Below are 25,783 nucleotides of genomic sequence, written 5' to 3' on the forward strand. Positions count from 1 at the left end.
AGCACCGGCATTATGCGGCGTTTTTCGGTAGCTGGTCAATCCACCGGTAACAAGCCTTTAAGGAGGAACGAATATGAGTGAAAAAGAATACGCAGCAGCCAGACTGACAGACGAAGAACGCGTCCGGCTGGTACAGCATCAAAAGCGGCGCAGTGATTATCAGCTTACGATGCTTTCCATTATCGGCGTGTTGGGATTCCTGATTCTATGGCAGGTGGCGGTCGCGGCAGGCTGGCTGCCCAGCCGGTACGTGCCCATGCCGTCCAGAGTCGTCGAACTGTTTTTTGAAAAATGGATGGACCCCAATCCCGACGGCGCGACGCTGGGCCTGCATATCCTGAGCAGCCTGCAGGTGGCGCTCACGGGTTTCGGACTGGCGATCGTCATCGGTGTACCGCTTGGACTGCTCATGGGCTGGTTCCGTGCCTTCGACAAATTTATGCGCCCGATCTTTGAGATACTGCGCCCGATCCCGCCCGTTTCATGGATTCCGATCACGATCCTTTGGCTGGGCGTGGGCCTGAAAGCAAAAGCGTTCATCGTCTTTTTCTCGGCCTTCGTTCCCTGCGTGATCAATGCCTATACCGGGATCAGGCAGACGAGCCCCGTGCTGATCAATTTTTCAAAAACATGCGGCGCCTCTACTTTCACGATTTTCAGAAAAATCGGGATTCCTTCCGCCATGACCATGACCTTTGCCGGTATACGGGTGGCGCTGGGCAATGCATGGGCCACGCTCGTAGCGGCGGAGATGCTGGCTGCGAGTACCGGCCTGGGTTATATGATCCAGCAGGGCCGTCAGTTTGCCCGGCCCGACATTATTATTCTCGGCATCGTGGTCATCGGCGCCATTGGGGTTCTGTTCACCTCGCTGCTGGGCAGGATCGAATACAAAGTATTGGGGTGGAAGAAATGAAAAAAACGGAAGAAACGATCGTATGCAGCGAGTATGAACGCAGGGAACGCCGGCGCAGTCAAATTTACAGCGTACTTCCGTTCGTATCCGTTGCACTGCTGCTGATCCTGTGGTTCGCGGCATCTTCCGCGGAAGGCAGCAACTTTCCCTCGCCAAAGGACATCGCCGACAGATTTACCCTGTTTCTGCAAAAGCCCATTAAGAACCTGAGCCTGATGGGCCATATCTGGGCAAGCCTCCAGCGCGTTTTCATCGCGTTGGGCGTGTCCTGGCTGATCGGTATTTCCTTCGGCGTACTGATCGGCTGGAACAAAAAGGCGAACGCCCTGTTAGGACCGATGTTTACGGCCTTCCGCTCGGTTCCTCCTCTGGCCTGGGTACCGCTGGTGACCATGTGGTTCGGAACCGGCGAGTTTCCGAAGATCCTGATCGTTTTTGTCGGCGCGCTGATGCCGGTGGTGGTGAATACAGAGGCTGGCATTGCCAACGTACAGAAGCTGTATTTGGACGTTGGGAGCATTTTTAACGCCAACCAGCGCCAGATGCTGTTTGAAATCGCCATTCCCTCTTCGCTGGACGCCATATTCGCGGGCATCCGGACATCCACCAGCGCGGGCTGGATGGTGGTGCTGGCCGCCGAAATGCTGGGCGGAAAATCCGGCGTGGGCTTTTTGATTACCCGCGGCATGGATTCGGGAGATTATTCCCTTTGCCTGCTTTCAATGATCTGCATTGGTCTGGTGGGAGCGCTGCTGGCTGTTATTATTCAAGTCTTAGAAAGGATCATCTTGCCATGGACAGCAAAAAAATCAAGCTGAAACTGGAAAATATCTCCCAAAGCTATATCGTCAAGAACAGGGTTTTTGACGCGGTTGTCGGAGTGTCCCTGGAAGTCAGAGAATCTGAATTCCTGGTCATTCTGGGCCCCGGACGCTGCGGGAAATCCGTACTGCTCAATATGATCGCCGGACTGGAAAAACCGGTGGAAGGGCACATCCTGCTGGACGGAGAGGAAATACGGGGCAGCGACGAGCGAATCGGCATGGTATTTCAGAAGCTGGCGCTGATGCCGTGGAAAACCGTTATGGAAAACGTCGAGTTCGGTCTCAAGATAAAAGGCATGAAAAAAGAAACCCGGCGGGAAATCGCACAGAAATACATCGATCTGGTAGGCTTGCAGGGTTTTGAGAAATGCTATCCCAATCAACTTTCCGGCGGCATGAAGCAGCGGGCGGGCATTGCCCGCGCCTATACGAACAATCCGGAAATCCTGCTGATGGACGAGCCGTTCGGCCAGCTGGATGCCCAGACCCGCTATGCCATGCAGGACGAAGTCCTGCGGATATGGGAAGCCGAAAAACGCACGGTTATTTTTGTGACAAACAACATAGAGGAGGCCCTGTATTTGGCCGATCGGGTTATCCTGCTGACAAACTGTCCGGCGGCGGTCAAGGACGTCTACGAGATCGATCTGCCGCGGCCGCGCAATGCCGTTGACCCGGAGTTTTTGCGCCTGCGAAAGCTGATCAGCGAAAACACCGACCTAACACTGTAAGGAGGCGCATGATGAGCGAATATAAAGTGGAGGTCAACAACCTCACCAAATATTTCGGGAACCTGCATGTTCTCGACAACATCAGCTTTAAGGTCAAAAAGGGGGAGTTCGTCTGTATCGTAGGCCCGACGGGCTGCGGAAAGACCACCTTTTTAAACCTGCTGACCCGTATTTATATGCCCTCCAAGGGCGACCTTTTGATCGACGGAGAATCCGCGACCCCCAAAAAGCATAATCTGGCGTTTGTCTTTCAGGAGCCTTCCGCCATCCCATGGAAGACGGTAGAGCAGAACCTGCGTTTCGGCCTGGAGCTGAAAAAGCTTCCAAGGGCGGAAATCGACAAACGGGTGGAAACCATCATTAAGCTCATGGGCCTGGAGCCGTTTCGCGACTCTTATCCTCATCAGCTGTCGGTAAGCACCGAGCAGCGCATTATCATCGGTCGGGCTTTTGCCATGAATCCAGACCTTCTGCTGATGGACGAGCCCTACGGCCAGATGGATATCAAGCTGCGTTTTTATCTTGAGGACGAAGTGATCCGCCTGTGGCGGGAACTGGGCAGTACGGTGATCTTCATCACACACAATATCGAAGAGGCCGTTTATCTGGCCGAGCGCATTCTGATCCTCAGCAATAAGCCTACCACTATCAAAGAGGATATGAAGGTGGAACTGCCCCGTCCCCGGGACGTAACCGATAAGGCGTTCATTGATATCCGTCAGTATGTTACCGATCAGATCAAGTGGTGGTAAGGAGAATAATGTATGTATGATGTTTTGATTGTGGGCTGCGGTGTAGTCGGCGCGGCGATGGCTTATGAACTGTCACGGTATGACCTTTCGGTATGCGTATGCGAGCGCTCCAACGATGTGGCCAACGGAGTGACAAAGGCGAACAGCGCTATTCTGCACGCCGGATTCGATTGTCCCGTCGGCAGCCTGGAGGCCAGACTGAACGTGGAGGGCGTGAGGCTGGCCAAAGAAATCTGCGAAAAGCTGGATGTCGAGAGGCGGGAGATCCCCAGCTTTGTCATTGCTTTTAATGAACGGGAGAGGAAAGAGCTGGACGCCCTTTACGAGCGGGGCATAGCCAACGGTGTGCCGGGCGTGCGCATTGTCGGCCCGGAGGAAGCGCTGGCTTTGGAGCCCGGTCTGAATCCCAAGTTGATCGCCGCCTTATACGCGCCCTCCTCGGCGATTATCAACCCCTGGGAGTATGCCATTGCCATGGCCGAGACTGCCGTGACCAACGGCGCCGAGGTCAGGCTTTGCAGTCCGGTTACGGCCATTGAGAAAGTGCCGGAGGGGCATTTTAAGGTGACGGCCGGGACGGACGTTTACGAGGCAAAGTATGTCGTTAACGCGGGCGGCGCGTTCTCGGCGGACGTCTACCGGCTGGTGGGCGGAAACGACTTGAAACAGACCAATTTTTGCGGACAGTACTACGTGCTGGACAAAAATCAGGGAAAACTCATCAATTCGGTTATTTTTCCGTGCCCTGACGAGCACGGCTTTAAAGGTGTGCTCGTGGCGCCCACCGTACACGGCAATCTGATTGTAGGCCCGGATTCCTATGTGGTCGAAAACGGCGACTGCGTGGCCACCGTTTCCCCGTTGCTGGAGGAGCTTCAGGAACACGGCCACCGTTCGGTGCCCGGCATTGATTTCCGGCAGATCATTCACGAATACGCGGGCGTGCGGCCCAACACGCAGATACCGGATTTTGTTATTGAAGAATCCAGAATCTGCCCGCATTTTATTAATCTGGCAGGAATCAAGAGTCCGGGGCTGTCCAGTGCGCCGGCAATTGCAAAAGAGGGCGCGAAGCTTCTTGAAGGCTGCGGCCTTGTCCTGAATGAAAAGAAAAACTTTATTGATAAAAGGAAGCGGATCAAATTCCGCGAATTGAGCCGGGAAGAGCAGGAGAAGATCATTTCTCAAAATCCGCTTTACGGCCGGGTCATCTGCCGCTGTGAGACTGTGACAGAGGGCGAGATCGTGGAGGCTATCCACCGGCCCATACAGCCGCGAACCATCGACGCCATCAAGCGCCGGTGCAACGCGGGCATGGGGCGGTGCCAGGGCGGCTTCTGCGGTCCCCGGGTTCACGAGATACTGGCGAGGGAACTGAACGTCTCGCCCATGGACATTCTCATGGACGAGCAGGGTACCTTCCTGCTTACTTCTCCAATCAAGGAGGCGGACGATTATGGAGCTTGAATACGACATTGTTGTGGTGGGCGGCGGTCCGGCCGGTTTGGCGGCCGCCTGCGCGGCAAAGGAAAACGGAGCGGGAAGCGTACTGATTTTGGAACGGGACAAAGAGCCCGGCGGCATTCTGAACCAATGCATTCATAACGGCTTCGGACTGCACTACTTTAAAGAGGAACTGACCGGCCCGGAGTATGCCGCCCGCTTTATCCATAAGGCAAATCTTATGGGCGTGGTGTTAAAACTGGATACGATGGTGCTTTTGATCGAGGGCAAAACCGTATACGCCGTCAACGCCGCGGAGGGGCTGCTCGAAGTGCACGCAAAAGCGGTCGTCCTGGCGATGGGCTGCCGGGAGCGCACCCGCGGCGCCATCGGCATTCCCGGCGACCGGCCGGCCGGCATCTTTACGGCAGGTACCGCCCAGCGCTATATCAACGTCGAGGGCTGGATGGTCGGCAGACGGGTGGTCATTCTGGGCTCCGGCGATATTGGTCTCATCATGGCGCGGCGTATGACCCTGGAGGGCGCGAAGGTGCTCGCCTGTGTGGAACTGTGTCCCTATTCCAACGGGCTCAACCGAAATATCGTTCAGTGCCTGAACGACTATAACATTCCGCTGTATCTCTCTCATACTATCACAGGAATCGTTGGTAAGCAGCGGGTGGAGAAGGTGCTGATCTCCGAGGTCGGACCGGACAGAAAGCCGATTCCCGGTACGGAGATAAGCCTGGACTGCGACACGGTGCTGCTGAGCGTGGGACTCATCCCTGAAAATGAGCTGACCCGCGCCGCAGGCATTCCCATGGACAGGCGTACCAACGGCTCGGTCGTATACGAGAATATGGAGACCGAAATGCCGGGCGTGTTCAGCTGCGGCAATGTGGTTCATGTGCATGACCTCGTCGATTTTGTTACCGCGGAGAGCCAGCGTGCCGGAAGGGCCGCAGCCGAATATGTCAAAGCGGGCGGGGAGGAGATGCCTGGCCGGGTGCTGAACCTTAAAAATGGGCCGCGCGTCAATTATACGGTGCCTCAGAAAATTCGTCCCGGCAAGGTGGAAAAGTCCGTCGATGTCTTTTTCCGCGTAAACAACGTCTATCACGGCGGTACGGTCCGCGTGACGGACGGCGAAAACGTGCTCTGCAGCTTTAAGCGGGACCATCTGGCACCCGGAGAAATGGAAAAAATCACAATTCCGGCAGGATTGCTTAACAAGGCGCTTGGGGATGGGCTGACCGTGGAGCTGGCCGTTAAGGAGGAATAAACGATGACTGAACTGATCTGTATTGTCTGCCCAAAGGGCTGCCACCTGCGCGTGGATGAAGAAAATGGCTACCGGGTCACGAATTTTGGCTGTCCCCGCGGTGAAGCTTACGGTAAAAAAGAGCTTACGGATCCTACCCGGGTGCTGACCAGCATCGTACATATCCGGAACGCGGCGCATCCGTGCTGTCCGGTCAAAACGTCCGGAGCCGTACCAAAAGCGAAAATCCGCGAGGTGATGCGCATGCTGAATACGGTTTGCCTGAGCGCTCCGGTAAAGATCGGCGACGTGGTGGTGCCCAATGTATGCGGAACGGGCTGCGACTGGGTCGCCACTAAAGATATGGGAAGGGAGAACGGAAGCAATGAAATTAGAATTTGAATATGGTCAGGGCATGATGAGTGCCGAGCTGCCCGACGATACGGACATTTTTATCCCCGGTGAAACCGTCCCGGACCCACCCTGCCTTCCACAGGATTGGGACAGTCTCTATCACGCGACGCTTGAGAGCGTCCGGAACCCCATCGGCATGCCGGCGCTTTCAGCGCTCGCGCACAAGGGCAGCCGGGCTGTCATCATCATCCCCGACATCGTAAAGGGGGGCAATCAGCCCACAAGCCACCGAAAGGTGGCAATCCGGGTCTGTCTCGACGAGCTTTACGGCGCGGGCGTTGAAAAAAAGGACGTTCTGCTTCTTATTTCAAACGGCCTTCATCCGCGAGCGACCGTTCCGGAAATGAAAACCATTCTTGGACCGGATCTTTTTAATGAATTTTACCCCTCCGGACAGATCACAAGCCATGACAGCGAGGATTATGAGCATCTGATCGATCTTGGCTACACCGCAAACGGCGATCACGTCATCATGAACAAGTATGTTTATGATGCTGACGTTGCCATCCTGATTGGCCATACGCAGGGCAACCCCTACGGCGGATATTCCGGTGGATACAAACACTGCTCGACAGGCATCACGCATTGGCGGAGTATTGCGGCCCATCATGTTCCCCAAGTCATGCACCGTCAGGACTTCGTCCCCGTGTCCACAAACAGCGAGATGCGGAACAAGTTCAATCAGCAGGGCCAGTTTATGGAAGGAAAAATGGGAAAGAAATTCTTCTGCTGCGACGCCGTTCTGGATACGAAATCCCGCCAGATCGAGATCAACTCGGGCTGGGCAAAGGAAATGCAGCCGATCAGCTGGAAGACGGCTGACAAGCGCACCTATATCCACTGGGCCGAAAAGAAATATGACGTCGTCGTGTTCGGCATGCCCACGAACTTCCACTACGGCAACGGCATGGGAACGAACCCGATCCAGATGATGCAGGCCCTCTCGGCACAGGTCATCCGGCACAAGCGGATTCTCAGCGACCACTGTGTTTTCATCGTTTCCAGCATCTGCGACGGCTATTTCCACGACGAACGCTGGCCGTATCTCCGGGAGCTGTACAACCTGTTCCAGCACGATTATATGCAGATTCTGCCGGACATGAACCGTTACGGAGAATACTTTGCGACCAATGAGGACTATATCCGAAAATATCGGTTTGCGAATGCGTTCCACCCCTTCCATGGCTTTTCCATGATGAGCTGCGGGCATATTGCGGAAATGCACACCAGCGCGATCTATATCGTGGGCGCCAGAGAGCCGGGCATTGCCCGGGGAATGGGGCTGAAAACCCGCGCGACTTTCGAAGAGGCGCTTGAGGATGCCAAACGGAAATTCGTTGGGGGAAATCCCAACATCCTTGCTCTGCCCCAGACCTTTACGACCGCGGCGGTGCATTTGTGCATGAAGGACCCCGGCAAAAACAGCACTTTCAGGGACGGCGCTTCCGATCATCCCTGCTGCGGCTGAGTGCCGCGGAGTCTGCGCGGCCTGACAGGGACAGCGCTGCGCGCCGTGCCTCTATTTTTAAGGAGCGTTACACGTCATGACCATTATTTTGCTGCTTATCAGCTTTCTGGCCAGCGTCGCCGGGGCGATCTGCGGGATCGGCGGCGGTGTCATTGTGAAGCCGGTTCTGGACAGCCTGTCCGTCGCGTCGGTTTCAACTATCAGTTTTCTGTCGGGCTGCATGGTGCTTAGCATGTCCTGTTACTCGGTGTGTAAGGAACTGCTGAACGGAGAAAGCCAGGTGGCCTTTAGGACCGTCACCCCTCTGGCCGTCGGCGCGGCGGCGGGCGGCATTCTGGGGAATGACCTGTTCAGCTTACTGCGGGCCGCGGCCGCTCAGCCTGAGCGGGTAGGAGGATATCAGGCTGTCAGCCTTGCAGTCATTGTTCTGGGCACCTTGCTGTATACGGTCAAAAGCGACCGTATCCGGACGCATAACGTCCGGAATATTCCGGCCTGTCTGATGATCGGCCTTCTGCTTGGACTTATATCGAGCTTTCTGAGCATCGGCGGCGGACCCATCAATCTGGTACTGTTTTACTATTTCTTCTCTATGTCCACGAAAACAGCCGCCCAAAACAGTCTGTATATCATTTTTATCAGCCAATTGGCCAGCCTGCTGACGACTCTTGCCACGCGCAGTGTGCCGGAGTGCAGGATGATCTGGCTGATCGCAATGGTAGCGGGAGGAGTCATGGGGGGAATTGCCGGGCGAGTTCTGAACCGGCGCCTGAATGACGAACAGGTGCGTAAGCTCTTTATTGCCCTCATGGCAGTTATTATTGTGATCAGCTGTTACAACGCGAAGCAATTTTTATTCTGAGGCAGGACCCCATACGGAAAAACTGGACTGAGCATCGCCGCATCACGGACAGCGATACCGGCGCTTCAAAGATTCCCTCTCTGACTCCAGGCAGTTTTCCGACATAAATAATTACAGAGCATATCGGTGACCTTTAAAATGGTATTGTGAGAATTCCATTTTAAAGCCATTCATCGAATATGCTCTGCTTTTTTTATTTTTTCTCAGATTCTTGAAACCTTGGGAAATGCGGCTTTTGTCCGCACCGGATGAGGTCAAAAAAGTTTATTCTCCGCCCGCCCACAGACAGCACAAAACTCATTTGCGGCGGCATAAACATTTACTGCGGCCAATGCGCAGATTATCGTACAAAAACATCTCCGTTTTTCAGTCCGAACTCATTGTAATCGCCGCTTATCAGCTGTAAAGAATTATTTTCGGTACGTTTGAATTTCAGCTCGTCGGACAGCCAATTATGGCCGGTAGCATCATAGCATTTCAGTTCAAGGATGACGGTATCTTCGCTGCCGACAAAAGTATAAAGGTCTCCTTTATACCCGCTCCAAAAGATCTGAACATATTTTTGACCGTTCATTGTTCGTACTACATCGTCACTGTTCAAAGGATATTTCCATTTGTCTAACAAACAATAGGATTCCACAGAAATCGTTGCGCGCGAATCCTGCCCCGCGGAAAACCTGCATACAAAGGCAGAAGAGCCGTCATATTTCTGCCTGCTTTCTTCCGTGTTAAAGAATGTCCATTCCTTTTGGCTGTATAGCGAATCCCAGTTTTTTGCCTTGTCCATGGGAACCGGCTCGCTGTGCGGCTTAGGTTTTGACGAAACGGCAGGCTTTACTGCTGAGGAAGTGGATTTTTTGCTGGAAGAGGAGCGGTTCGCTTCTTCGGCTTTTGATGCGCTTTCTGCTTTATTTGTGGTTTGCGAGGAAGTGCTTTGCGAGAAACTGTACAGCTTTTTATTTTTCTGAACTTGCTTTGATGATACAACGACCTGTTGGCTTTCTTTCAGCACAATGTTTCCGCTGCTGTCAACGGCCAATATGTCATTCGTGACAACCTTCCCGGTTTTGGAGTCTAAGATATTGCCATGATCATCCACCGTATAAAATTGATAAACAGAATAATCTGCAGAGCTTGACACAGTTTGCGATACCGTCCGGGACGAGCCGGAATCATTTGTACCGGGACTTTGTTTGCTGCACCCGCACAAGCTGCAGAATATACCCAAAACCAGAACAAAAGTGAAAATTTTACGCGTGAATAGCCCTCCCTTTGCGGCCCGAAAGCCAATACCAGTCAGTCCTTGATCCGCTCAATCACGTCAGGGCCGAATCTATATTTCATTTTATCATATAAAAAAAGAAGTCGATTCTTTTGCAGAAATCGGCTTCTTTTGATAAAAATCTGGTGGAGACGAAGAGGATCGAACTCTCGACCTTGGTATGTTGATAAAACCACAGATTATTGTTCCTTAAAATTAAGTACGGTCATCCCTACAAATTTATAATAAATTTCCACCAGTTGGGTGATATTGCCCTCGGCGTCCTTCTCTCGCTGATGAACGACGATCTTGTCGATCAGCTTGTTAAGAATCCGGGCGTCCAGAAAATCAAGGTCGGCATATTCCTGAATCAGCTCCACAAACTGCTCCGCCTGTTCCTCACCCTCACGGGCGCTCTGTGCGGCTTTTCCATAGTCCGCGACCGTTTCCTCCAGTGCTTTGCGCTCCTGCTCGTAATCGGCTGACAGGGCGGCGAAGCGCTCGTTTGTGATGGCTCCCGCCGCATTCTGCTCCAGCAGCTTCTTGAGGATACCGTCCAGCGCCGCAAGGCGCTTTTCGCATTTCTCGGCCTCCTTTTTCCGGCTCTGAAGCTGCTTGACGCTCTGCTCAGTTTTGGCCTCCTTTAGCGTCTTCAGGTACTGTCCATGGTAGAGATACGCATACCGGGCCTGCCTGCGGATGTCATCCAAAACAACGGTGGTGAGTTGATCCAGAGTGATATAGTGGCTGGAACAGTATTCCTTGCCGTGGCGCATGTAATACCAGCATTTGTACTGCCCGCCGTCCGGCTTGGTCTTGCGGTGAACCGCAGAGAAGGAAAGGGCGCTGCCGCAGTCTGAGCAGTAGAGAAGCCCAGCGAACATCTGCGGCTCTCCATCCTTTTGCGCTCTGCGTCTGGATTCCATCTGTTTATGAACAATTTCCCATTGCTCCGTGCTGACTAACGGCTCATGCGTATGCTCCACCACAATCCAATCCTCCCTGGCTTTTTTCTCCGTTTTCCCGTTCATGACCTTGCTGCCAACCCGGTTGTGGGCGACACAGCCCAGATAGACGGGATTGTTCAGAATGGACTGAATAGATGTCACATGCCACTGCGTACCCTGTTTCCAGTAGTCGCTGTGATAATAGTCCGGATTTTTCTGGTTGAAGTAGGTCAGCGGATTGGGGATATCCTCGGCGTGGAGTGTTCGGGCAATCTTGTTATAGCCCGCCCCGTGGGCCGCCATGTCAAAAATGCGTCGCACGATCGCCGCCGCATCCTCGTCTACAATCAGGTGATGCCGGTCAGCGGGATCTTTGACGTATCCGTAAGGAGCCTTGGCGGCGAGGTACATCCCCTGTTTGGCACGGGCTTTTTTCGCGTCCCTGGTTTTGGTGGAAATATCGCGGGCGTAGAAGTCGTTCATCATGTTCAAAATGGGAACGCTCAGATTGTAAGCTCCGTTGGCGCTGTCCACCGAGTTTCCCGGTGCGATGAACCGGATGTTTTTACGGATAAAGTAATTATCCAGGTACATTCCGGACTCATAATAGTTTCGGCCGAAACGGCTCAGATCCTTACAGATCACGGTGTTGATGGTTCCGGATTCAATGGCATCCAGCATTCGCCGGAAATCCGGGCGGTCGAACGAAGTTCCGCTCACGCCGTCATCAATAAAGTAATCTACGATATGAAATCCGTGCTGGTGGCAGTAGTCGGTCAGCATTGCTTTCTGGGTTTGGATGCTTTCGCTTTCGTCTGTATCGGGGTCATCTACGGAAAGCCGGCAATAAACGCCGGCGTTGACTGTTGCCTGCATAATGCTCCTTTCCCGGACTCAATATTGCCCCGTATGCCGGGGCCGCCTGTTCGCAACAGCAACCTGTCTGTATGTCCAACATATCACACTTGCGGCCCCAAAGCTATTGAATCATCAAGTCAAATCCGTATTTTTATTCTCAGGTTTTTCTGGCTGTTTCAAATCTTCGATCATCAGTTCGCCCAGCTTCGGGACGATGGTTTCCCAGCCGCAGAAGTGACTGATCACGCAGAAATTCACTTGATCAACTTCTACGGTATGCGCGGTTTTTTCCACAGGTAAAATCACACCGTCGACTCTATCCAGCGCTTCTAAAAATTGATTTTTATCCATTGACTTCATCCTCCTTATCGTCTCGTCATGACAGGCTTCCAATATATGTCTCATCTGCCGTGATTTCGCCACAAACGGGCCCTGACCCCGCTCGCAGCCCCGCAGGACTTCCTGATTTTCCGCAGTTTGTTGGGCATTCATTTGATCCACGACCCCGAAGCCGACCCCAGGGGGTATTTTCCGACCCCGCTGAGAAATGCCCTTCGACCCGCATTGCGGGGCGATGTAAGCCGGAGCGGGAGGCGTTAGCGACCCCGCTCCTTTAACCTGCATCATTTTCAACCCCATGGTTCACCCCCATTATCATCAGAGAAAATAAAAGTGCTCGTTTTCTCGTGCAAGAGGACACCTGAGAGAATTTTGGGCTTTCATCCGCCCCAACGCGGGGCGGCTCCTCTCCCGGCGAGAAGCAATGCCACCCTTGTACGAATAACGCGACACAGCCGCACACAGGTGGCAACAGTGGGGGATTCTCTTTTTTTCTTTCTGATGTTAACTCTTGTTATATTGGGCGGTTACCATTCTTCTTGTTGTTTCCTATCCGTCTGTCAGACGGGGGATGATTCATCGTGACCCAAGGGACTGTCCGCCAGGCAATCGACTCCCTGAAATACATAAGTATTGTTGATCTGCCTGCCGTCCGCAAAATTGTGGCGCACACTGATAAGGCCGCAAGCTTTCAGCAACGTCAGCGCTTTGCTCACCGAACTGACTGCGATGCCGCAGGCTTCCGCAATGGTGCGCTTGCTGGGATAGCATCCCCGTTCACGGCTGTTACATCGGAGCAGGTAGCAATAGACATAAAAAGCGATGGGTGACAGCTTGTACCGAAACACATCGTTGTTCACCATAAAGAAATTTCCGTATTTCATTGAAATACACCCCCTGACTTTGTAAAGAAAACCCTCTACTTCTTTTCCCGTTCAAATGAAGTGTTGAGCGGATTTTTTTACAGGAATTTAAAAATTTCAGAGATATACATAGCTTCAGAATTCTAAAATTGTTTGATATAACGATGATAATAGATTTGTTTTATAGTTGGGAGAAGACAGCGGCCAACGGAAATGTTAGCCATGATGGTATACGTTTGGCTAAGCATAAAAAAAGTTATGCCATCATGGTATACTTTGAGTTTTAAAGTGAGCCATGTTGGTGCATTTCCTTATTGTCTTCCTCTGCCTGATAAAAACTTGCACCAAGTTGGTACAAAAGAGACAGCCGGGGCACGACAATTGTCATACCCCGGCTGTCTCTCCGCGTTGTTGGTTTTCCAAGAGCTTGCGTAATTTCTTCAGGATTTTGCTTTTCCGGTAGTGAAGCGTCATCTGCGGAATACCGGTTTCCGCCGACAACTGGCGCTCACTTTCGTTACGGAAAAACAGTTCACGAATCAAACTCCGCTCTTCCATGGGAAGCGTTCGAATACAAGCCATCATCCGTTCGACCATCACGGCGGTTATCTCGCTTTGCGTGATCTGATTGTCGTTGAGATATAAAATCATAACATAATAGATGCTTGTCAGCAGCGTCCCGATGAGGCTCGGCACACCAAATACCTTTGATATCGTCGCCAATCTCACTTCCAAGGATAAAAAGCAAAAAGAGCTCCGCCACCAGTATTGCCTGGACGGCGGAGCCATGGTGAAGCCGCACGAGGTGCTGCGGCAGTTTTATGAGGAGAACTATACCCATCAGGAGCAGTTCCGCTCCGCTTGGGAGGCGTTGAATAAGGCGGAGAAGAAAAGCTGGGCAGATCGCCAGGCATACGAGCAGGCCAAAGCGGATTTATTTGTCTTGGCTGGATGGTCAACTTAGCTGCGCAAAGCAGATTCATATTGATAATGACAGCTGTATAGAAGAATCTTGAAGTGCAAGAGAGGGAGCGGCAATGACCGCTCCCTTAACGCTATCCTCAGCTTATTTTCTTGCGTCTTACCATCTCGGAAATATATAGAATTAGTTCTTCAGGCGTGGGTATATCTTTTTCGCATGGGACAGCGTCCCAAAACGCCTTGACCTTCGGATCGGTGCTGCACAAGCCATTCAGCATGGCGATCTGCATCTGCTTTCTTACATATTCCGTTGAAACACCGTCACGCTCGGCGATTTTCCTGATGGCGTTTTCAGCTACGATCCGCTTTGCTGTTTTGCTTCCGCTCTTTTTCTTACCCACGCTTCCAACCTCACAACTATAATTTATTTGGCATAGCCGGCTTATCAGACATCTCTGCGCGTAATAAAGGCTGCGGCTCCGGCAGCCTATCAGTTTTCAGCATCCCCGCTGGTCGTGCTTGCCGATAATACGCCTACAGGAAATGATGTCTCCACGGGCACCCCGATTTGTATCAGTTTATCGTGAAAAGAGATGCAGTTTCTTCCGGCTCTTTTGGCACGGTATAGCGCTTTATCCACGGCTTTATAAAGATCGACCAGCAAATCGTCCGGTTGTGGTGTATTCGTCGCAACGCCTATGCTGACAGATAAAAAATCGCCTGGATTGTTTTCCGAGGCTGTTGTGACTTTCAAATTGATAATGGATGAGGAAAGGGATTGCGCCATTTCCAAAATACGATCATCGTTTACTTCCGAAAGAAAAATTAAGAACTCATCTCCACCGATTCTGCTTATAATGTCCGTTTCTCGCCTGAAGCAGCTTTTTACGCTGTCCGCCACCTGCCTTAAGATATTGTCGCCCTCCGGGTGCCCCAAGGTGTCATTGTAGCTTTTGAAATAATCAATATCCGCAAGGATGACGCCGACTTTCTTCTTATCCCGCTTACAAAGAGCCCAGGCGATTCCTATCGTCTGCTCCAAACCGTTGCGGTTTAGAAGGTGCGTTAAGGCGTCCGTTGTTGCTTCCGCTGTTAGGCGGTTTATTTTCTCAATCTCGTTTGTAAATGAACGGATGATGGCCTTGCCTGTTATGCTGGCGGTGAAAACTGTCCCGACATTGGTCAGCAGAAGAATCAAAAACAGTTCAAAGCGTATTTGGCCCAAGCCAAGCAAGACCGCCGGGATGCCTGTTGTCACGATGAGCAATAATAACAAGTCCCGGAATGAGATCACGAAAGCCGCGCCGCATAGTAAAAAAATGACGGAGCAGAACACGGACAGTCGGACAGGCAGCGCTTCCGCCTCAGCCGCCGGAAGAAACATCAATAGGCCAATGAATATGATAAACACGATGGACAATCCAGCCCTCTGCTTATTGAAAGCCTTTATCTTGTCTTTCACTTGCTGCTCTGTCCGGATTTCACGATCTGCCATGATGTACTCCTGTTTTCATTATTTATGTCATAACTTGCAGTATTACTACAATATTATACCTCTATACTGCGTATGATTGCAACTCTCTATTGGATAAAATATAAGAGAAGATTTTATCTGATTGGAGGGATTGCTGTGCCCCCAATTAACAGCAAATCATACACAGAGGAAGAAAAGCAATTTCTTAAAAATATCGGTTTCAAAATTCAATTTTTCAGAAAGCAGCGGGGCCTCAGCCAAAATGAACTTGCTGAAAAAGCAGATTTAAGCTATACCACGATCAGTCATATTGAAAGTACATCTTCCTATGGCATGTCCATCATTGCTATCTACAAGATTGCGAAGGCTCTGGATGTTGATCCGAGCCAATTACTTCTGTTCAAGTGAATGCAAGACGTATGACGCTATTCCAAATTGATTCAAAAACAGGAGTGGCCGGAGGAAGCCGGACAAAGTTGTATGCGAGTCATCAAGTCGGCTGTGCACACATTTTTTATAATCTGTTTTTATTACGCAATACAGAACAGGCGCTCAACCCGGCTTGCTTCGCCGGCGTTGAACGCCTGTTAACGTGTTGTTCAATTTGTTTGCCATCTGGCATAACAGTTTGAAGCCGCAGATGAAGCTGTCAAGAGAAAAATCGGTCGCCATCATGTTTAGATCATCTACGATCCGCAGCACGATCTTTCGTTCTGCCACGGTAGCTTGTCTCGCAGCAATGTCCGATTTGCTTCCACAGCTCGCTTCAATTCTGCCATCTTCGGCCGCGTGTAAAGGCTTGCCGTACAGTACTTTCAGGGCTCTGTCCATGTGTCTCGCTTCCTTGTAGCAAGACACAAAAGCATATGTTTCAGAAAATAGCTATAAAAAAGATTCTCTGGGTACCTGACATTAAGTCAGTACTTCATTAATAATCTGCGCCATCTGTTTATTGTTCAATTGATCTCTGAAGTATACTGTGTATCCATCCCTTGATAGCATGTCAAAGAACACCCTTGCACACTCAATTTTTGCATTTTCTATGGGACGCAAGGAAGACTTCCCCTCAACATCCTTTGTCTCAACTACAATATTGAGCTCTTTTTCGCCGGATTTACGTTTTACGATATACATGAAGTCCGGACTATACATCTCACCTGTAATCGTTGGTATAGCAATACTGCTACGCGGTATTTTTCCGAATACGACTACTTCTTCAATATTTGCTGTAATATTGTCTTTTTCTAATGGTGAATCATATGCATAGACATCATACAAATATTTTGCGCTTGGTGTACCGGGAATTATTTTTGTTCCAATACGCCCCTGTGCAATATCAGTACGCGGCGTCCCATCAGCATAAGTCAGCGCTGTTGCACCGCATGGAGTTCTGCTCTTTGCATAGTGGAATCGCCCTTGTAAATGCTTGGTTTTCCAATCTCGGAATCTTGAACAGAACTCAATTGCAGAATTATCATTAAAAAATTTTTGTTCTATATGTCCGTGCCTTTTTACATATTCACACAAGGCGTTATGAAGCGTAGTTACTGGAACATTTGTATTCTGTGAAATGCGCTTAAGAAATAAGCCATATGGGATAGGTCGGGTCACGGTATATTGGACTCCTGTACTCGTTACCGCTTCCATCTGATCTCCGTCGCTCTTAACGAGTTCTCTTGCACTGCGTATAACCATATCGGTAAACGTTCCCGGCTGCTCAAGAATAGAGAGGATGACAGCATTCATATCCTCGTTTATGTCTGCATCGTAAAACAAAAGATAGCGCTGGTTAATTTTCTCCCACAGTTCCTTGATTTCACTATATGCGGCTTTGCGAATTTTGATGGGACGCGGCTTGTCCTTGTTGCGGTCTTTGACCTTGCCTGTGGAAAGTCCTGCAAAGAAGTCAGGATATTCTGCAAGAAACGCATCTCGTGTTTCCGGCTTGATATTATAATGCCTGTCGATATAATGCTTTTTTGCATACAAAGCATCAAATAAATTGTCTGAAGAAACCCCAAGCTTTTTTGCCACCTGTTGAAGTTTTTCTTCGCTGATGGTGATTGCTTGCGGAATCTCCCCATTTATCTGATTGACAAGCCGCTGTGCGAAGTCGGCCTCAGTGAAGTCTACAATATAATTAAGCTGGAATTCTTCATTAGATATGCGATTTCCGTTTTCGTCCACAGGCAGGCGCAGTCCACGTCCGACCTCCTGCAGTTTGCTATTCTCGCTGCCGCTGGAGCGGAGTTTGGCTATCGTAAATACATTGGGATTATCCCAGCCCTCTTTTAATGTCCATTTTGAGAACAAAAATCGAAGCGTATTATAGCTTCCGTCTGTATTCTTAAAAGACAAAAGCTGTTTTTTCCCGTTTAGAATCTCGTCGACCTCTTTGGCAACATCTTCATCGGAATCGCTGTTGTCCTGAGAAAAGTATCCGGCGTGGCAAGCGGAGATGTCGGCGAGGCTCGCTTTCAAATACGCTCGATATTCGGCATCATGATCATCGAGTGTGGCAAGTACGGCTTCAATGCGCTCTTTCAACAGGCGTTCAAAGGCCAAGCGAAGGTATGGCTCTTTACCGTCTGTACCCGGGCGATAGGATGATATATCGTCTATAAAGAAAAGAGCCAGCGTTTTTATCTTGAAGGTGCGTCCACAGAAATTTTCACGCTCCGTTTCAAAATGGCGCTCAAGTGCCAGACGTATCATCTGCTCTTGATAGGAAGTCATGTAAATGTCTACATCCAGTTCCTCGCCGACTGATTTTATGACACCGTTTGAAAATTCTACCTTTGTGTTACCTATCGCGTAAACCGTTATTCCCTCAAACGCATCGCTTATTATGGACAGTGAGCCACTGGTCTTGAGCGTATATGACTTTGTAGCTTCATCACGTTTTTTATATTGGAACGTAACAGAGTCTTTGCTTGCAATAGATGTAATTTTCACCTTTTCTTCGCGCTTAGAAACCGGTTCAAAGTGTTCCTTTGCAACGCCCTTGATCAGATTTTGGTTGAATGATGCGCAAGCATTGAGATCATAAAGCAGATTTTGATAATCTTTTACTGTGACTTTGTTTTTTCCGCGCCCGGAAGTGGTTTCCGGAAAAGTTGCACCAAAGCGGATAATGCTTTGCGGGCATATCTCATCGGTAATGACTTTAAATGCTTTTTGATCGCGGGAAAAACGATGCGGCTCGTCTATGATGACTACAGGCCTTGTTGCGCGAATAGCGTCTAACGGCCGATAGAACCCTTCCGCTCCGTAATCGTAATCGTCGCGGCTAAGCATTCCGTTTGCTCTTACGACAAGCAACTGCATATTCATAAGCAACACATGGATTTTTTTCGTATCCTGGCAGGAACCTTTAACAAAATCACTGACTACGCTTGGAAAATAGCTGCGTCCCTTTTTCTTATTCTTAGGTGCTTCCAGAATACCAACTTCGATCTCTGTGCCATACCCACAGCCGTCCGCAAAATGGCGACGGGCATATTCATCCCGCAAAAATTGCGCGGTTCCCGCTTTGATGGCAAGCGACGGCACAGCGATGATGAATTTATTAATTCCATACCGTTTGTGCAGTTCAAACATGACCTTGGTGTATACATATGTTTTTCCAGTGCCCGTCTCCATTTTAATATCGAGATTTAGGCAATTGCCGATAGGCGTATTGCTGCGATACTCCGGAGGAACGGCATTTTGTAATTCCCGCACATTTTCGGCAAGGCGAGGATCAGTAAGCATGATATGCGGATTTTCATAAAACTGTTTGGGCGCGGTAATCTGTACGCCGTCCAGTGCAGCACAGATAGCATCGACCGCTTTTTGCTGATGCGGTAGCGCCTGTTGGAGGATTAGCTCCATAAGTCATGTCCTCCCGTCAATAACGGACGTCAAAGTTAATGCGGAGATTCTTCTCCTCATCTTTCAGCCGCTTTAAATTTGTTTTCAAACTTTCAAGCTCTGTCCATGTAAAGCTATACCCGAACAGAACGACATTTTCGGGGTTAAAGTCCCCATCCGTCTCATATTTCACTACAATGGCCTCAATCGCCGAATCGGACAATTTTTCGTCGATGAGATACAAATGTTTTCCTATGTAGTATCCCGTGTATCCAGCGAAGTTCAATTGCTCCACGGATGCGGTAAACCCATAGCCATCCCGGACAAGCCATGTTGCAAGAACGGTCGGCTTCCCAAAATCATCCAGAACAGTGTTTCCCACATACATGCCGTTATCCTCTGGAGAGAAATCTTCCAGCTTGTCCAGCGTATCCTCGGAGGGCTCAGAAAGAGTATAGTGGCGGAAACCGAGATCTGCCGTAGTGTCTGGATGTTCCTCACGGATCTTCTTAGCGGCACGGATAATTCGCTCCATGCCAATCTGGTCAATCGTGGCATAGCCCGCATTCAGTGCTTCACTGCCTGGCTTATTGGGCTCTTTTAGTTGTACCAAAATATAATGTCTATTTCCCTCATCGGTACTATTAAGATTCATAATTGCGTGAGCTGTTGTCGATGAGCCAGCAAAAAAATCAACAACGGTATCCGAATCGCTCATTGCAAATGATAGCAATTTCTCGAGAATAGCTGGGGCCTTTGGATTTTTAAATACGTTTTGATTATCGAAGAGAGCCCTTATGACATTAGCTCCAGATCGTCCATCCATAGATATCACGCTTGAGAGTTTATCAGTATATTCCCTAACATATTGCTTTATTTCAATAATTTTCTTTTCGTCCTCGCCGTATATTATTCGATCTTCGTCAACCAACTTTTGCATAGACTCTTGAGGGAAACGGTATCCCATCAGCGGAGGCATACACGCTTTTTTTGTGACGGGATGTATGACGTCATAATAATAGCCTTGTTTTCCAGGGTTGTGTACGCTTCTACTGCCAGCGTAGATGCCACCTTTGTCGATAAACTTGTATCCCTCAAGTTTCCCAAGCTGAGCCTTATGTTCAGAATACCATGCAGTATAAGCATCTTGTAAACCCGCTTCGGAATCAAAAGGAAGGGAAAGCAATTCTGCTTCTTTGTCCAGCAAGATCATTTTTAAGTCATCTATTGAGGACTTCCAAATAGGCTCAAGGGATTCTCGGCTCTTTGAATAGGCTACAATGTATTCATGCTCAACAGCAATATTTGTCGGATTATTATCTGTTACATTGTTCCAAATTATTGTACCAATGTGATTTTCTTCGCCGAAGATATCATCACAAATTAGGCGAAGATTGGCAATTTCATTATCATCAATAGATATAAAAATCACGCCATCATTTTTAAGTAAATCCCGTGCTAATTGGAGCCGAGGATACATGAACATTAACCAGGCTGAATGAGATGCCGAGCCACGCTTTGTTAAATCAATTATCCGCTGCGCTTGTTCTTCGCTTATACTTAGTTTTTCTGATAGCTCATCAACTGTAAAGTTGAAGCTATCCGCATATGCGAAATCATCTTTACCAGTATTATACGGTGGGTCTATGTAGATGCACTTAATCTGCCTTATGTATGATTTCATCATATGCTTCAATCCGTCCAGATTGTCACCGCTGATATAGATATTCTGACTGTTAGCATTCTCCGGCTTCTTGTTATGTTCCTCATCAGGTACGGTGACTGTGGTTGTGTCCACAGATGCCAGTAAACGGGCATAGTTTTTGCCGAGAAACTTGAGCTCATAACCCTCACCGGTGACAGTGAGCTTGTCGTCCAAAAATTCCTTGAACCGTTCCAAATCAAAACTGCCGTCCGTGTGGAAACAGGAAGGGAAGTACTCTTTCAAAACAGCCATCTCACGGCTATTAGGCGTAACGCTGTCATTCGCGGCGATAATATCTTTAATCATTTCTTTTCCTCCAGGACTTCAAGCGACAAAATTGAAAAGCAGATGATGAATGGTGATCTGTTTTCCATCGGAATCCCTGATATGACTGGACTTGTATTGAACATCTCGGCTTCCTATTTCACGGCTAATATTCAAACGTGGTTTAGTCTTTGCAATCTCTTGCTTCAACTCATCAACAATCTCTGGTATTTTTCCCGTGAGAACATAACCCACTAAAGAAGAAACGGATGACTTCGATCCATATCTCCCGCTGGTATAGTTGCACACGCCTGTTTCAACGTAGCGCTTTATATGCTTTGGGTCATGATCATATAGGTTTTTACATTCTGCTCCAAAATACCCATCATTTTTATTCCACGCACGAAAACAAAAATCAATTGCCGGCGATTGCCCACGAGGCTTTGCCATCGTGTCATCCCCCAATTGGGTTATCGGGGATAAGTGGATTGATACTCTTGCTGCCCGATTTTCCTGATGCCATATTTCATTTACACGGAGAAACCATTCTTCCGTAATGGCATTTTCGTTCATCTCTTTCGTAATGATGCTGGCATCATGCAAATCATCATACCCTTGCCACATAACTGAAAGAAGTTCGGCAATCCCTCCCTTGCCCAGTCTCTTAGCCAAATCTACGGGCATTGGATTGGACGCAGTGATATTGCGAATACTACTCATTTTCACCCCTCCACGCCCTCATTACATCAGCATATATTTCATCAGCATCTCTACAAGCTGCCGAAAAGTTCCAGTATCTCGATTGATTTGGTTTAACAATATAGATACTGTCTTTATTGTATACCCGTACATTTCTCTTTACAAAGACGCTTCCAGATCGATCTTCCAATAATTGCCGATCAAGTTTATGCAAAAGCACATCCATCTCCTCGCTATTGCGATTAAGCGAAAACTTTGGATTTGAGGTCGGTGATAAATCAAGAACCGCGATTATCAGAGGGGCATCCCCGTGATATATACAGCATGAGAATGAATAGTGGTTTCCCAATGTGTTCTGCATGACCTCTTGCAGTGACACAGAATATTTTTGCAACAAGGCATTGTCGGGCTGGCTCAATGCGGAGGAATTCCCTTTTTTGCTATAGTAGTCGTAGACATAGTCTATTGCGTCATCAATGAGGGAAATTTCATATGGCAGCAGTTTATACTGCCTATACGCGAATTGATCTATGATCGAGAGATCACCGTTACCAACAATAACACGATCAAACAGGTTAACCGCCTCATCAACTGCGGCGGTTGTGGGCATGGGAAATGGCGTATCGATAATGTCTCCAACTTCAGATTCATCTCGTTCAACGAGCCATTTGCGGTTAGTCATTATCTGGTAGTAGACAAACACCTTTGAGGAAATAATCGAACAAAAATACTTTAAGAGGCGCTCATCTCCATGTACACCCAGGAAGCTATGATTGAACACTGCATCAAAGCTTAATACATCAGCGAGGAATCTTGACCCCTTATGACTTTGCTTGATTATTAGGTGCGGACTTTGAAAAATTTGGCGTTTTGTATCGACTGTGCATTCAAACTTTCTTTCTGTCATTTTTGGCAGTGCGTCAGGAAAGTGTTTTCCGGGAGAAAAAGTCTTTGCGTTAAGCATCGGCATGCCCAGAAAAGCATCGCAAGTTTTTTTCTTGTTTCCCTTTTTGTATCCTTCTGCATATACCATGTCATTTTCATCAAGCAATTTTCGAAGTGGAGTACCTGATGCCTGCAGGGTATGTACCAAATCCATGTCGCGCGGGCCGCCCCACATAGCAATTCTCCATATTAGATCATCATAAATGAGCTCTCGTGGTATTCGGCAAATATTGGTTGGCTCAATTAAAAATCGCCGTTTATCTTCAATGGTATATAATGGCTTTGGTGTGCAATAGAAAATAGTATCAGATTTGTCTAAATTGCTTACTCGATATATTACACCAACAGCTGGCCCTGCGGCATGTTCAAACAATACCCATCTGAAAGCCGAGAAATTAATTATAACGGAAACATCGTATTTTTCAAAAAATGCTGTTCTGAATTGCTGTGCCTTTACTGAGCGATTAAACAAGAAGCCTTTACTTGGAAGCAGAAAGCAAATTACGCCCTTTGGGCAAATATCCCCCGCCCTCCATGTAAACGCCTGCGCTATTTGTTCGTCACTGACTTTAAATTTGTTGTTTTTGATATACTGCTTTGCAGCCGGAGATAGTCTGCTTTCCCATGGCGGGTTTCCGATGACAATATCATAATCACGTTGCTCAAATTCGCAATCCCTATCGAAAAAATCATTATGAAAAAGATTATAGTGCAGCAACCGCGGAAACTGTAAAGAATCCCAAATGGTCCGTGGCTCGAGAAAATCGCACATAGCTAAACTGAGACTGAAAGAAGCGATTCGTATAGCCTCTTTATTGCTGTCCACACCAAAAATGCATGCTTTCATAATGTTGATTAGATCATTTGATCCGATGCTTTCTGGCTGATTGGTGAATATCCATCTTGCAACCAATCGCCTATATGCTTCCACCAGAAAAATTCCTGAGCCACAAGCGGGATCTAAAATCTTTTGAGGTGTGTATGGACCATCCCAAGGAAGGACCTCATCCATAAGCATTGAAACTAAATGATATGGCGTGTAGTATGTTCCTTTTTCCTTGTCGGGGTCTGTCTCTGCAAGATGAAAAAACAATTCATAAATGCTACTAATTAATTGAATGGGAATGGCATTGAACGAGTACAACGGCCATATAACCATTTGCTGACTGGCAAGTTCACTTGTGCCCAAAAGAAATTGTTGTAATTCGGTTAGGTCAGATTGAGTAATAACATCCTTTTCGTTCTCAATTAACGGAAACATATCGCCATTAAATCGCTCTTCCAATTCAGCGAAAAGCATATAGGTCGATTGCTTGTCTGCTAAGACATCGGTGTATTTTTTTGCTCCATGAAGGAATTTACCAAAAAAGTCATTTGGGAATACAGTTTTCCCAGTAGAATCTGTCCTTTCCTCCAAGTACTTAATCAATATAGAACGCCCGAGCAAACCATGTACAATTTCACACCGCAGCTGATCGTCAATTTGTTTCTCAACATCTCTCTTTTCGATACTTTTAAGCAGTAGCTTCCGAATTGCACGGAGATTTGCCATTAGTGTTACGTCAACACGCGTATCAATATTAAAGCGTGTTTGATTTTGCTTCCAGAATTCTCCGGTTTCTATCTGGGAACGATGAAATTGAAGCAGTTGCTGGCGCTGCTCTTCCAGATCACTAACTTTTTTGATTCTGGCAAACATCCCTGCATCGTTATTATAACTCCCATCTTCCTTCCTTGGTGCAGGGGGAGTATAATTGTTGTACACAAGAAGTTCATCTGGAAGAACGATAAACAATAAAGGGGCTTCTCCCATGTTCCAAGCCATTCTATGAAGCTCAGCTATTCTTTCGGAATTATATGAATCCATGGCAGAAAAATAAATCATTGGGATTTTGGGAATACCTTCGGCATCTCTCAAAAAGTATACAGCATCAACATTAAGTTTCTCTTTTGCCTGAGCAAAAAAGTACCGTTGAAAAACGGTTAAATCCGTATCATTCGCGTCTGTCAAGCCGTTGCTGTAGCTCATATCGAGTGATTGAAAAATACTTCCCAAATTATATTCAAAATATTTCATTATAATCTCCTTGCGAACTTCTGAGCACCATCTTGCCAAGATTATTTGCCGTTTAATTTCATTTTCCGCACGGCGACGATTAGAGCTTCTGCCGCTGCGCTCTGGTTAAATTAGAAATTTGCTTCATGGCTGTCCTCCGCACAAATTTGCTTGATGCATTCGTATACCCACGCGGTAATTCGCTTACTTTCAACAAGCATTTGTTTCTTTTCGTCGTCTGTTAGTCTCTTTGAGAGGATGCGAATATCTTTTATTGTGATGTTGTCTTTACCCAAAGCTTTCAGTGCCTGAATGATAAGGGCTGTCTGATAAGAAACCTCAATGATCTCATTTTTGTTGTCCGTGTGTTTGAATTTCAGCATTACACCACTGGCATCATAGTTTTTATATGGGCCATCGCTTACATATATCCAGACGGCCGGAACCTGCGTTGAGATTCCCTGCATATTAAGTGCTGTATCGCCGCAGGGGATAATCGTCCATCCGTAATTTCGGGCAATCGCCTTTGCAATTTTATCAGGACTCGGTGGGATGTTGGCATGCAGCAGCTCGCTGTATCGAGGCTTAGTAAATACACCACGCATCATGCGGTGCAGTTCGCCGCTCTCAACCAACCGGTTTAAACATGTGTTCACTTTAACGGCTTCGGCAATATCAAAAAAGTCGGAGGGAATAAAGACGGAATCAGCTTCGGCTGCCTTGACCCGCTTGCGGACCTGCTCCAGATGGTTGGGACGGCCCATGGCCTCACCTCATTTCGTTATAAAAATTATATCTTATTTATAACGAGAAAACAAGAGTAAAATACACGCTTATAAAAATATTGTTTTATAACGATCCACAGCAGCATGGATGATTCTCTAAATACACAGCGAGATAGGGGAAGTCATTCTGAAGGTGCCATCCG

At 48.4% G+C, this 25,783-nt stretch carries 24 protein-coding genes; 11 read left to right on the forward strand and 13 right to left on the reverse strand.

All coding sequences use genetic code 11. The annotated features are described in order from the left end of the window. Positions 1 to 73: 73 nt before the first annotated feature. From VXK30_RS06865 to VXK30_RS06905, 9 genes are all read left to right on the forward strand, one after another. Entirely contained in the window at positions 74 to 916 is an 843-nt protein-coding gene (locus VXK30_RS06865) for an ABC transporter permease (protein ID WP_275713991.1), read from the forward strand. After that, positions 913 to 1,734, forward strand: coding sequence for an ABC transporter permease (locus VXK30_RS06870; protein WP_275713993.1), 822 nt, complete (start codon positions 913 to 915; stop codon positions 1,732 to 1,734). The genes VXK30_RS06865 and VXK30_RS06870 overlap by 4 nt, the downstream gene beginning before the upstream one ends. Then, positions 1,710 to 2,471 (forward strand): ABC transporter ATP-binding protein, encoded by a 762-nt coding sequence (locus VXK30_RS06875; protein ID WP_275713995.1) that lies wholly within the window; start codon positions 1,710 to 1,712, stop codon positions 2,469 to 2,471. The genes VXK30_RS06870 and VXK30_RS06875 overlap by 25 nt, the downstream gene beginning before the upstream one ends. An 11-nt stretch (positions 2,472 to 2,482) precedes the next feature. Further along, positions 2,483 to 3,223: an ABC transporter ATP-binding protein gene (locus VXK30_RS06880; protein ID WP_442867972.1), complete on the forward strand. Its 741-nt coding sequence runs from the start codon at positions 2,483 to 2,485 to the stop codon at positions 3,221 to 3,223. 12 nt (positions 3,224 to 3,235) lie between these two features. Then, positions 3,236 to 4,690, forward strand: coding sequence for an NAD(P)/FAD-dependent oxidoreductase (locus VXK30_RS06885; protein WP_275713999.1), 1,455 nt, complete (start codon positions 3,236 to 3,238; stop codon positions 4,688 to 4,690). After that, the gene (locus tag VXK30_RS06890; RefSeq protein ID WP_275714001.1) at positions 4,680 to 5,948 is read left to right on the forward strand and encodes an NAD(P)/FAD-dependent oxidoreductase; all 1,269 of its coding nucleotides are present in this window, start codon (positions 4,680 to 4,682) and stop codon (positions 5,946 to 5,948) included. The genes VXK30_RS06885 and VXK30_RS06890 overlap by 11 nt, the downstream gene beginning before the upstream one ends. A gap of 3 nt (positions 5,949 to 5,951) precedes the next feature. Continuing rightward, positions 5,952 to 6,329, forward strand: a complete 378-nt coding sequence (locus tag VXK30_RS06895; protein ID WP_275714003.1) for a DUF1667 domain-containing protein — start codon at positions 5,952 to 5,954, stop codon at positions 6,327 to 6,329. Next, positions 6,313 to 7,809, forward strand: coding sequence for a lactate racemase domain-containing protein (locus VXK30_RS06900; RefSeq protein WP_275714005.1), 1,497 nt, complete (start codon positions 6,313 to 6,315; stop codon positions 7,807 to 7,809). Before VXK30_RS06895 ends, VXK30_RS06900 begins: the two co-directional genes overlap by 17 nt. 76 nt (positions 7,810 to 7,885) lie before the next feature. Beyond that, positions 7,886 to 8,671 (forward strand): sulfite exporter TauE/SafE family protein, encoded by a 786-nt coding sequence (locus VXK30_RS06905; RefSeq protein WP_275714007.1) that lies wholly within the window; start codon positions 7,886 to 7,888, stop codon positions 8,669 to 8,671. Positions 8,672 to 9,011: 340 nt separating this feature from the next. On the opposite strand, the gene VXK30_RS06910 is transcribed toward VXK30_RS06905, so the two are convergent. The 5 genes from VXK30_RS06910 to VXK30_RS06930 all read right to left on the reverse strand — a co-directional run bounded on the left by VXK30_RS06910 (position 9,012) and on the right by VXK30_RS06930 (position 13,662). Continuing rightward, positions 9,012 to 9,881 carry a hypothetical protein gene (locus VXK30_RS06910; protein WP_329494408.1) on the reverse strand — a complete coding sequence of 290 codons (870 nt, stop codon included), beginning with the start codon at positions 9,879 to 9,881 and terminating at the stop codon, positions 9,012 to 9,014. Positions 9,882 to 10,132: 251 nt separating this feature from the next. Further along, positions 10,133 to 11,755 (reverse strand): recombinase family protein, encoded by a 1,623-nt coding sequence (locus VXK30_RS06915; protein WP_275714011.1) that lies wholly within the window; start codon positions 11,753 to 11,755, stop codon positions 10,133 to 10,135. A gap of 114 nt (positions 11,756 to 11,869) precedes the next feature. Beyond that, positions 11,870 to 12,376 (reverse strand): hypothetical protein, encoded by a 507-nt coding sequence (locus tag VXK30_RS06920; RefSeq protein WP_275714013.1) that lies wholly within the window; start codon positions 12,374 to 12,376, stop codon positions 11,870 to 11,872. 260 nt (positions 12,377 to 12,636) lie between these two features. Further along, positions 12,637 to 12,960, reverse strand: a complete 324-nt coding sequence (locus VXK30_RS06925; protein ID WP_275714015.1) for a helix-turn-helix domain-containing protein — start codon at positions 12,958 to 12,960, stop codon at positions 12,637 to 12,639. Between the two features lie 363 nt (positions 12,961 to 13,323). Beyond that, positions 13,324 to 13,662: a hypothetical protein gene (locus VXK30_RS06930; RefSeq protein ID WP_275714017.1), complete on the reverse strand. Its 339-nt coding sequence runs from the start codon at positions 13,660 to 13,662 to the stop codon at positions 13,324 to 13,326. A 64-nt stretch (positions 13,663 to 13,726) separates the two neighbouring features. On the opposite strand from VXK30_RS06930, the gene VXK30_RS06935 reads away from it, so the two are divergent. Continuing rightward, positions 13,727 to 13,903: a hypothetical protein gene (locus VXK30_RS06935; protein ID WP_275714019.1), complete on the forward strand. Its 177-nt coding sequence runs from the start codon at positions 13,727 to 13,729 to the stop codon at positions 13,901 to 13,903. 97 nt (positions 13,904 to 14,000) lie between these two features. On the opposite strand, the gene VXK30_RS06940 is transcribed toward VXK30_RS06935, so the two are convergent. Both VXK30_RS06940 and VXK30_RS06945 read right to left on the reverse strand, forming a co-directional pair. Next, positions 14,001 to 14,261, reverse strand: coding sequence for a hypothetical protein (locus VXK30_RS06940; RefSeq protein ID WP_275714021.1), 261 nt, complete (start codon positions 14,259 to 14,261; stop codon positions 14,001 to 14,003). Between the two features lie 89 nt (positions 14,262 to 14,350). Next, positions 14,351 to 15,355 (reverse strand): GGDEF domain-containing protein, encoded by a 1,005-nt coding sequence (locus VXK30_RS06945; protein WP_275714023.1) that lies wholly within the window; start codon positions 15,353 to 15,355, stop codon positions 14,351 to 14,353. Between the two features lie 135 nt (positions 15,356 to 15,490). Between VXK30_RS06945 and VXK30_RS06950 the strand changes: the two genes are divergently transcribed. Continuing rightward, positions 15,491 to 15,742, forward strand: a complete 252-nt coding sequence (locus VXK30_RS06950) for a helix-turn-helix domain-containing protein (protein WP_275714025.1) — start codon at positions 15,491 to 15,493, stop codon at positions 15,740 to 15,742. A gap of 144 nt (positions 15,743 to 15,886) precedes the next feature. On the opposite strand, the gene VXK30_RS06955 is transcribed toward VXK30_RS06950, so the two are convergent. The 6 genes from VXK30_RS06955 to VXK30_RS06980 all read right to left on the reverse strand — a co-directional run bounded on the left by VXK30_RS06955 (position 15,887) and on the right by VXK30_RS06980 (position 25,619). Further along, positions 15,887 to 16,165 (reverse strand): hypothetical protein, encoded by a 279-nt coding sequence (locus VXK30_RS06955; RefSeq protein ID WP_180345891.1) that lies wholly within the window; start codon positions 16,163 to 16,165, stop codon positions 15,887 to 15,889. Positions 16,166 to 16,246: 81 nt separating this feature from the next. Continuing rightward, positions 16,247 to 19,207 (reverse strand): type III restriction-modification system endonuclease, encoded by a 2,961-nt coding sequence (locus tag VXK30_RS06960; protein ID WP_275714029.1) that lies wholly within the window; start codon positions 19,205 to 19,207, stop codon positions 16,247 to 16,249. A 16-nt stretch (positions 19,208 to 19,223) separates the two neighbouring features. Beyond that, positions 19,224 to 21,197 carry a site-specific DNA-methyltransferase gene (locus tag VXK30_RS06965; RefSeq protein WP_275714031.1) on the reverse strand — a complete coding sequence of 658 codons (1,974 nt, stop codon included), beginning with the start codon at positions 21,195 to 21,197 and terminating at the stop codon, positions 19,224 to 19,226. Between the two features lie 18 nt (positions 21,198 to 21,215). Further along, positions 21,216 to 21,875 carry a hypothetical protein gene (locus VXK30_RS06970; protein WP_275714033.1) on the reverse strand — a complete coding sequence of 220 codons (660 nt, stop codon included), beginning with the start codon at positions 21,873 to 21,875 and terminating at the stop codon, positions 21,216 to 21,218. Further along, complete coding sequence (locus tag VXK30_RS06975; RefSeq protein WP_275714035.1) at positions 21,868 to 24,876, reverse strand: HsdM family class I SAM-dependent methyltransferase; 3,009 nt, start codon at positions 24,874 to 24,876, stop codon at positions 21,868 to 21,870. Before VXK30_RS06975 ends, VXK30_RS06970 begins: the two co-directional genes overlap by 8 nt. Positions 24,877 to 24,986: 110 nt before the next feature. Beyond that, entirely contained in the window at positions 24,987 to 25,619 is a 633-nt protein-coding gene (locus tag VXK30_RS06980; RefSeq protein WP_275714037.1) for a DUF6088 family protein, read from the reverse strand. Positions 25,620 to 25,783 lie beyond the last annotated feature (164 nt).

Source organism: Caproiciproducens sp. CPB-2 (genome assembly GCF_036287215.1).
GTDB lineage: Bacteria > Bacillota > Clostridia > Oscillospirales > Acutalibacteraceae > Caproiciproducens.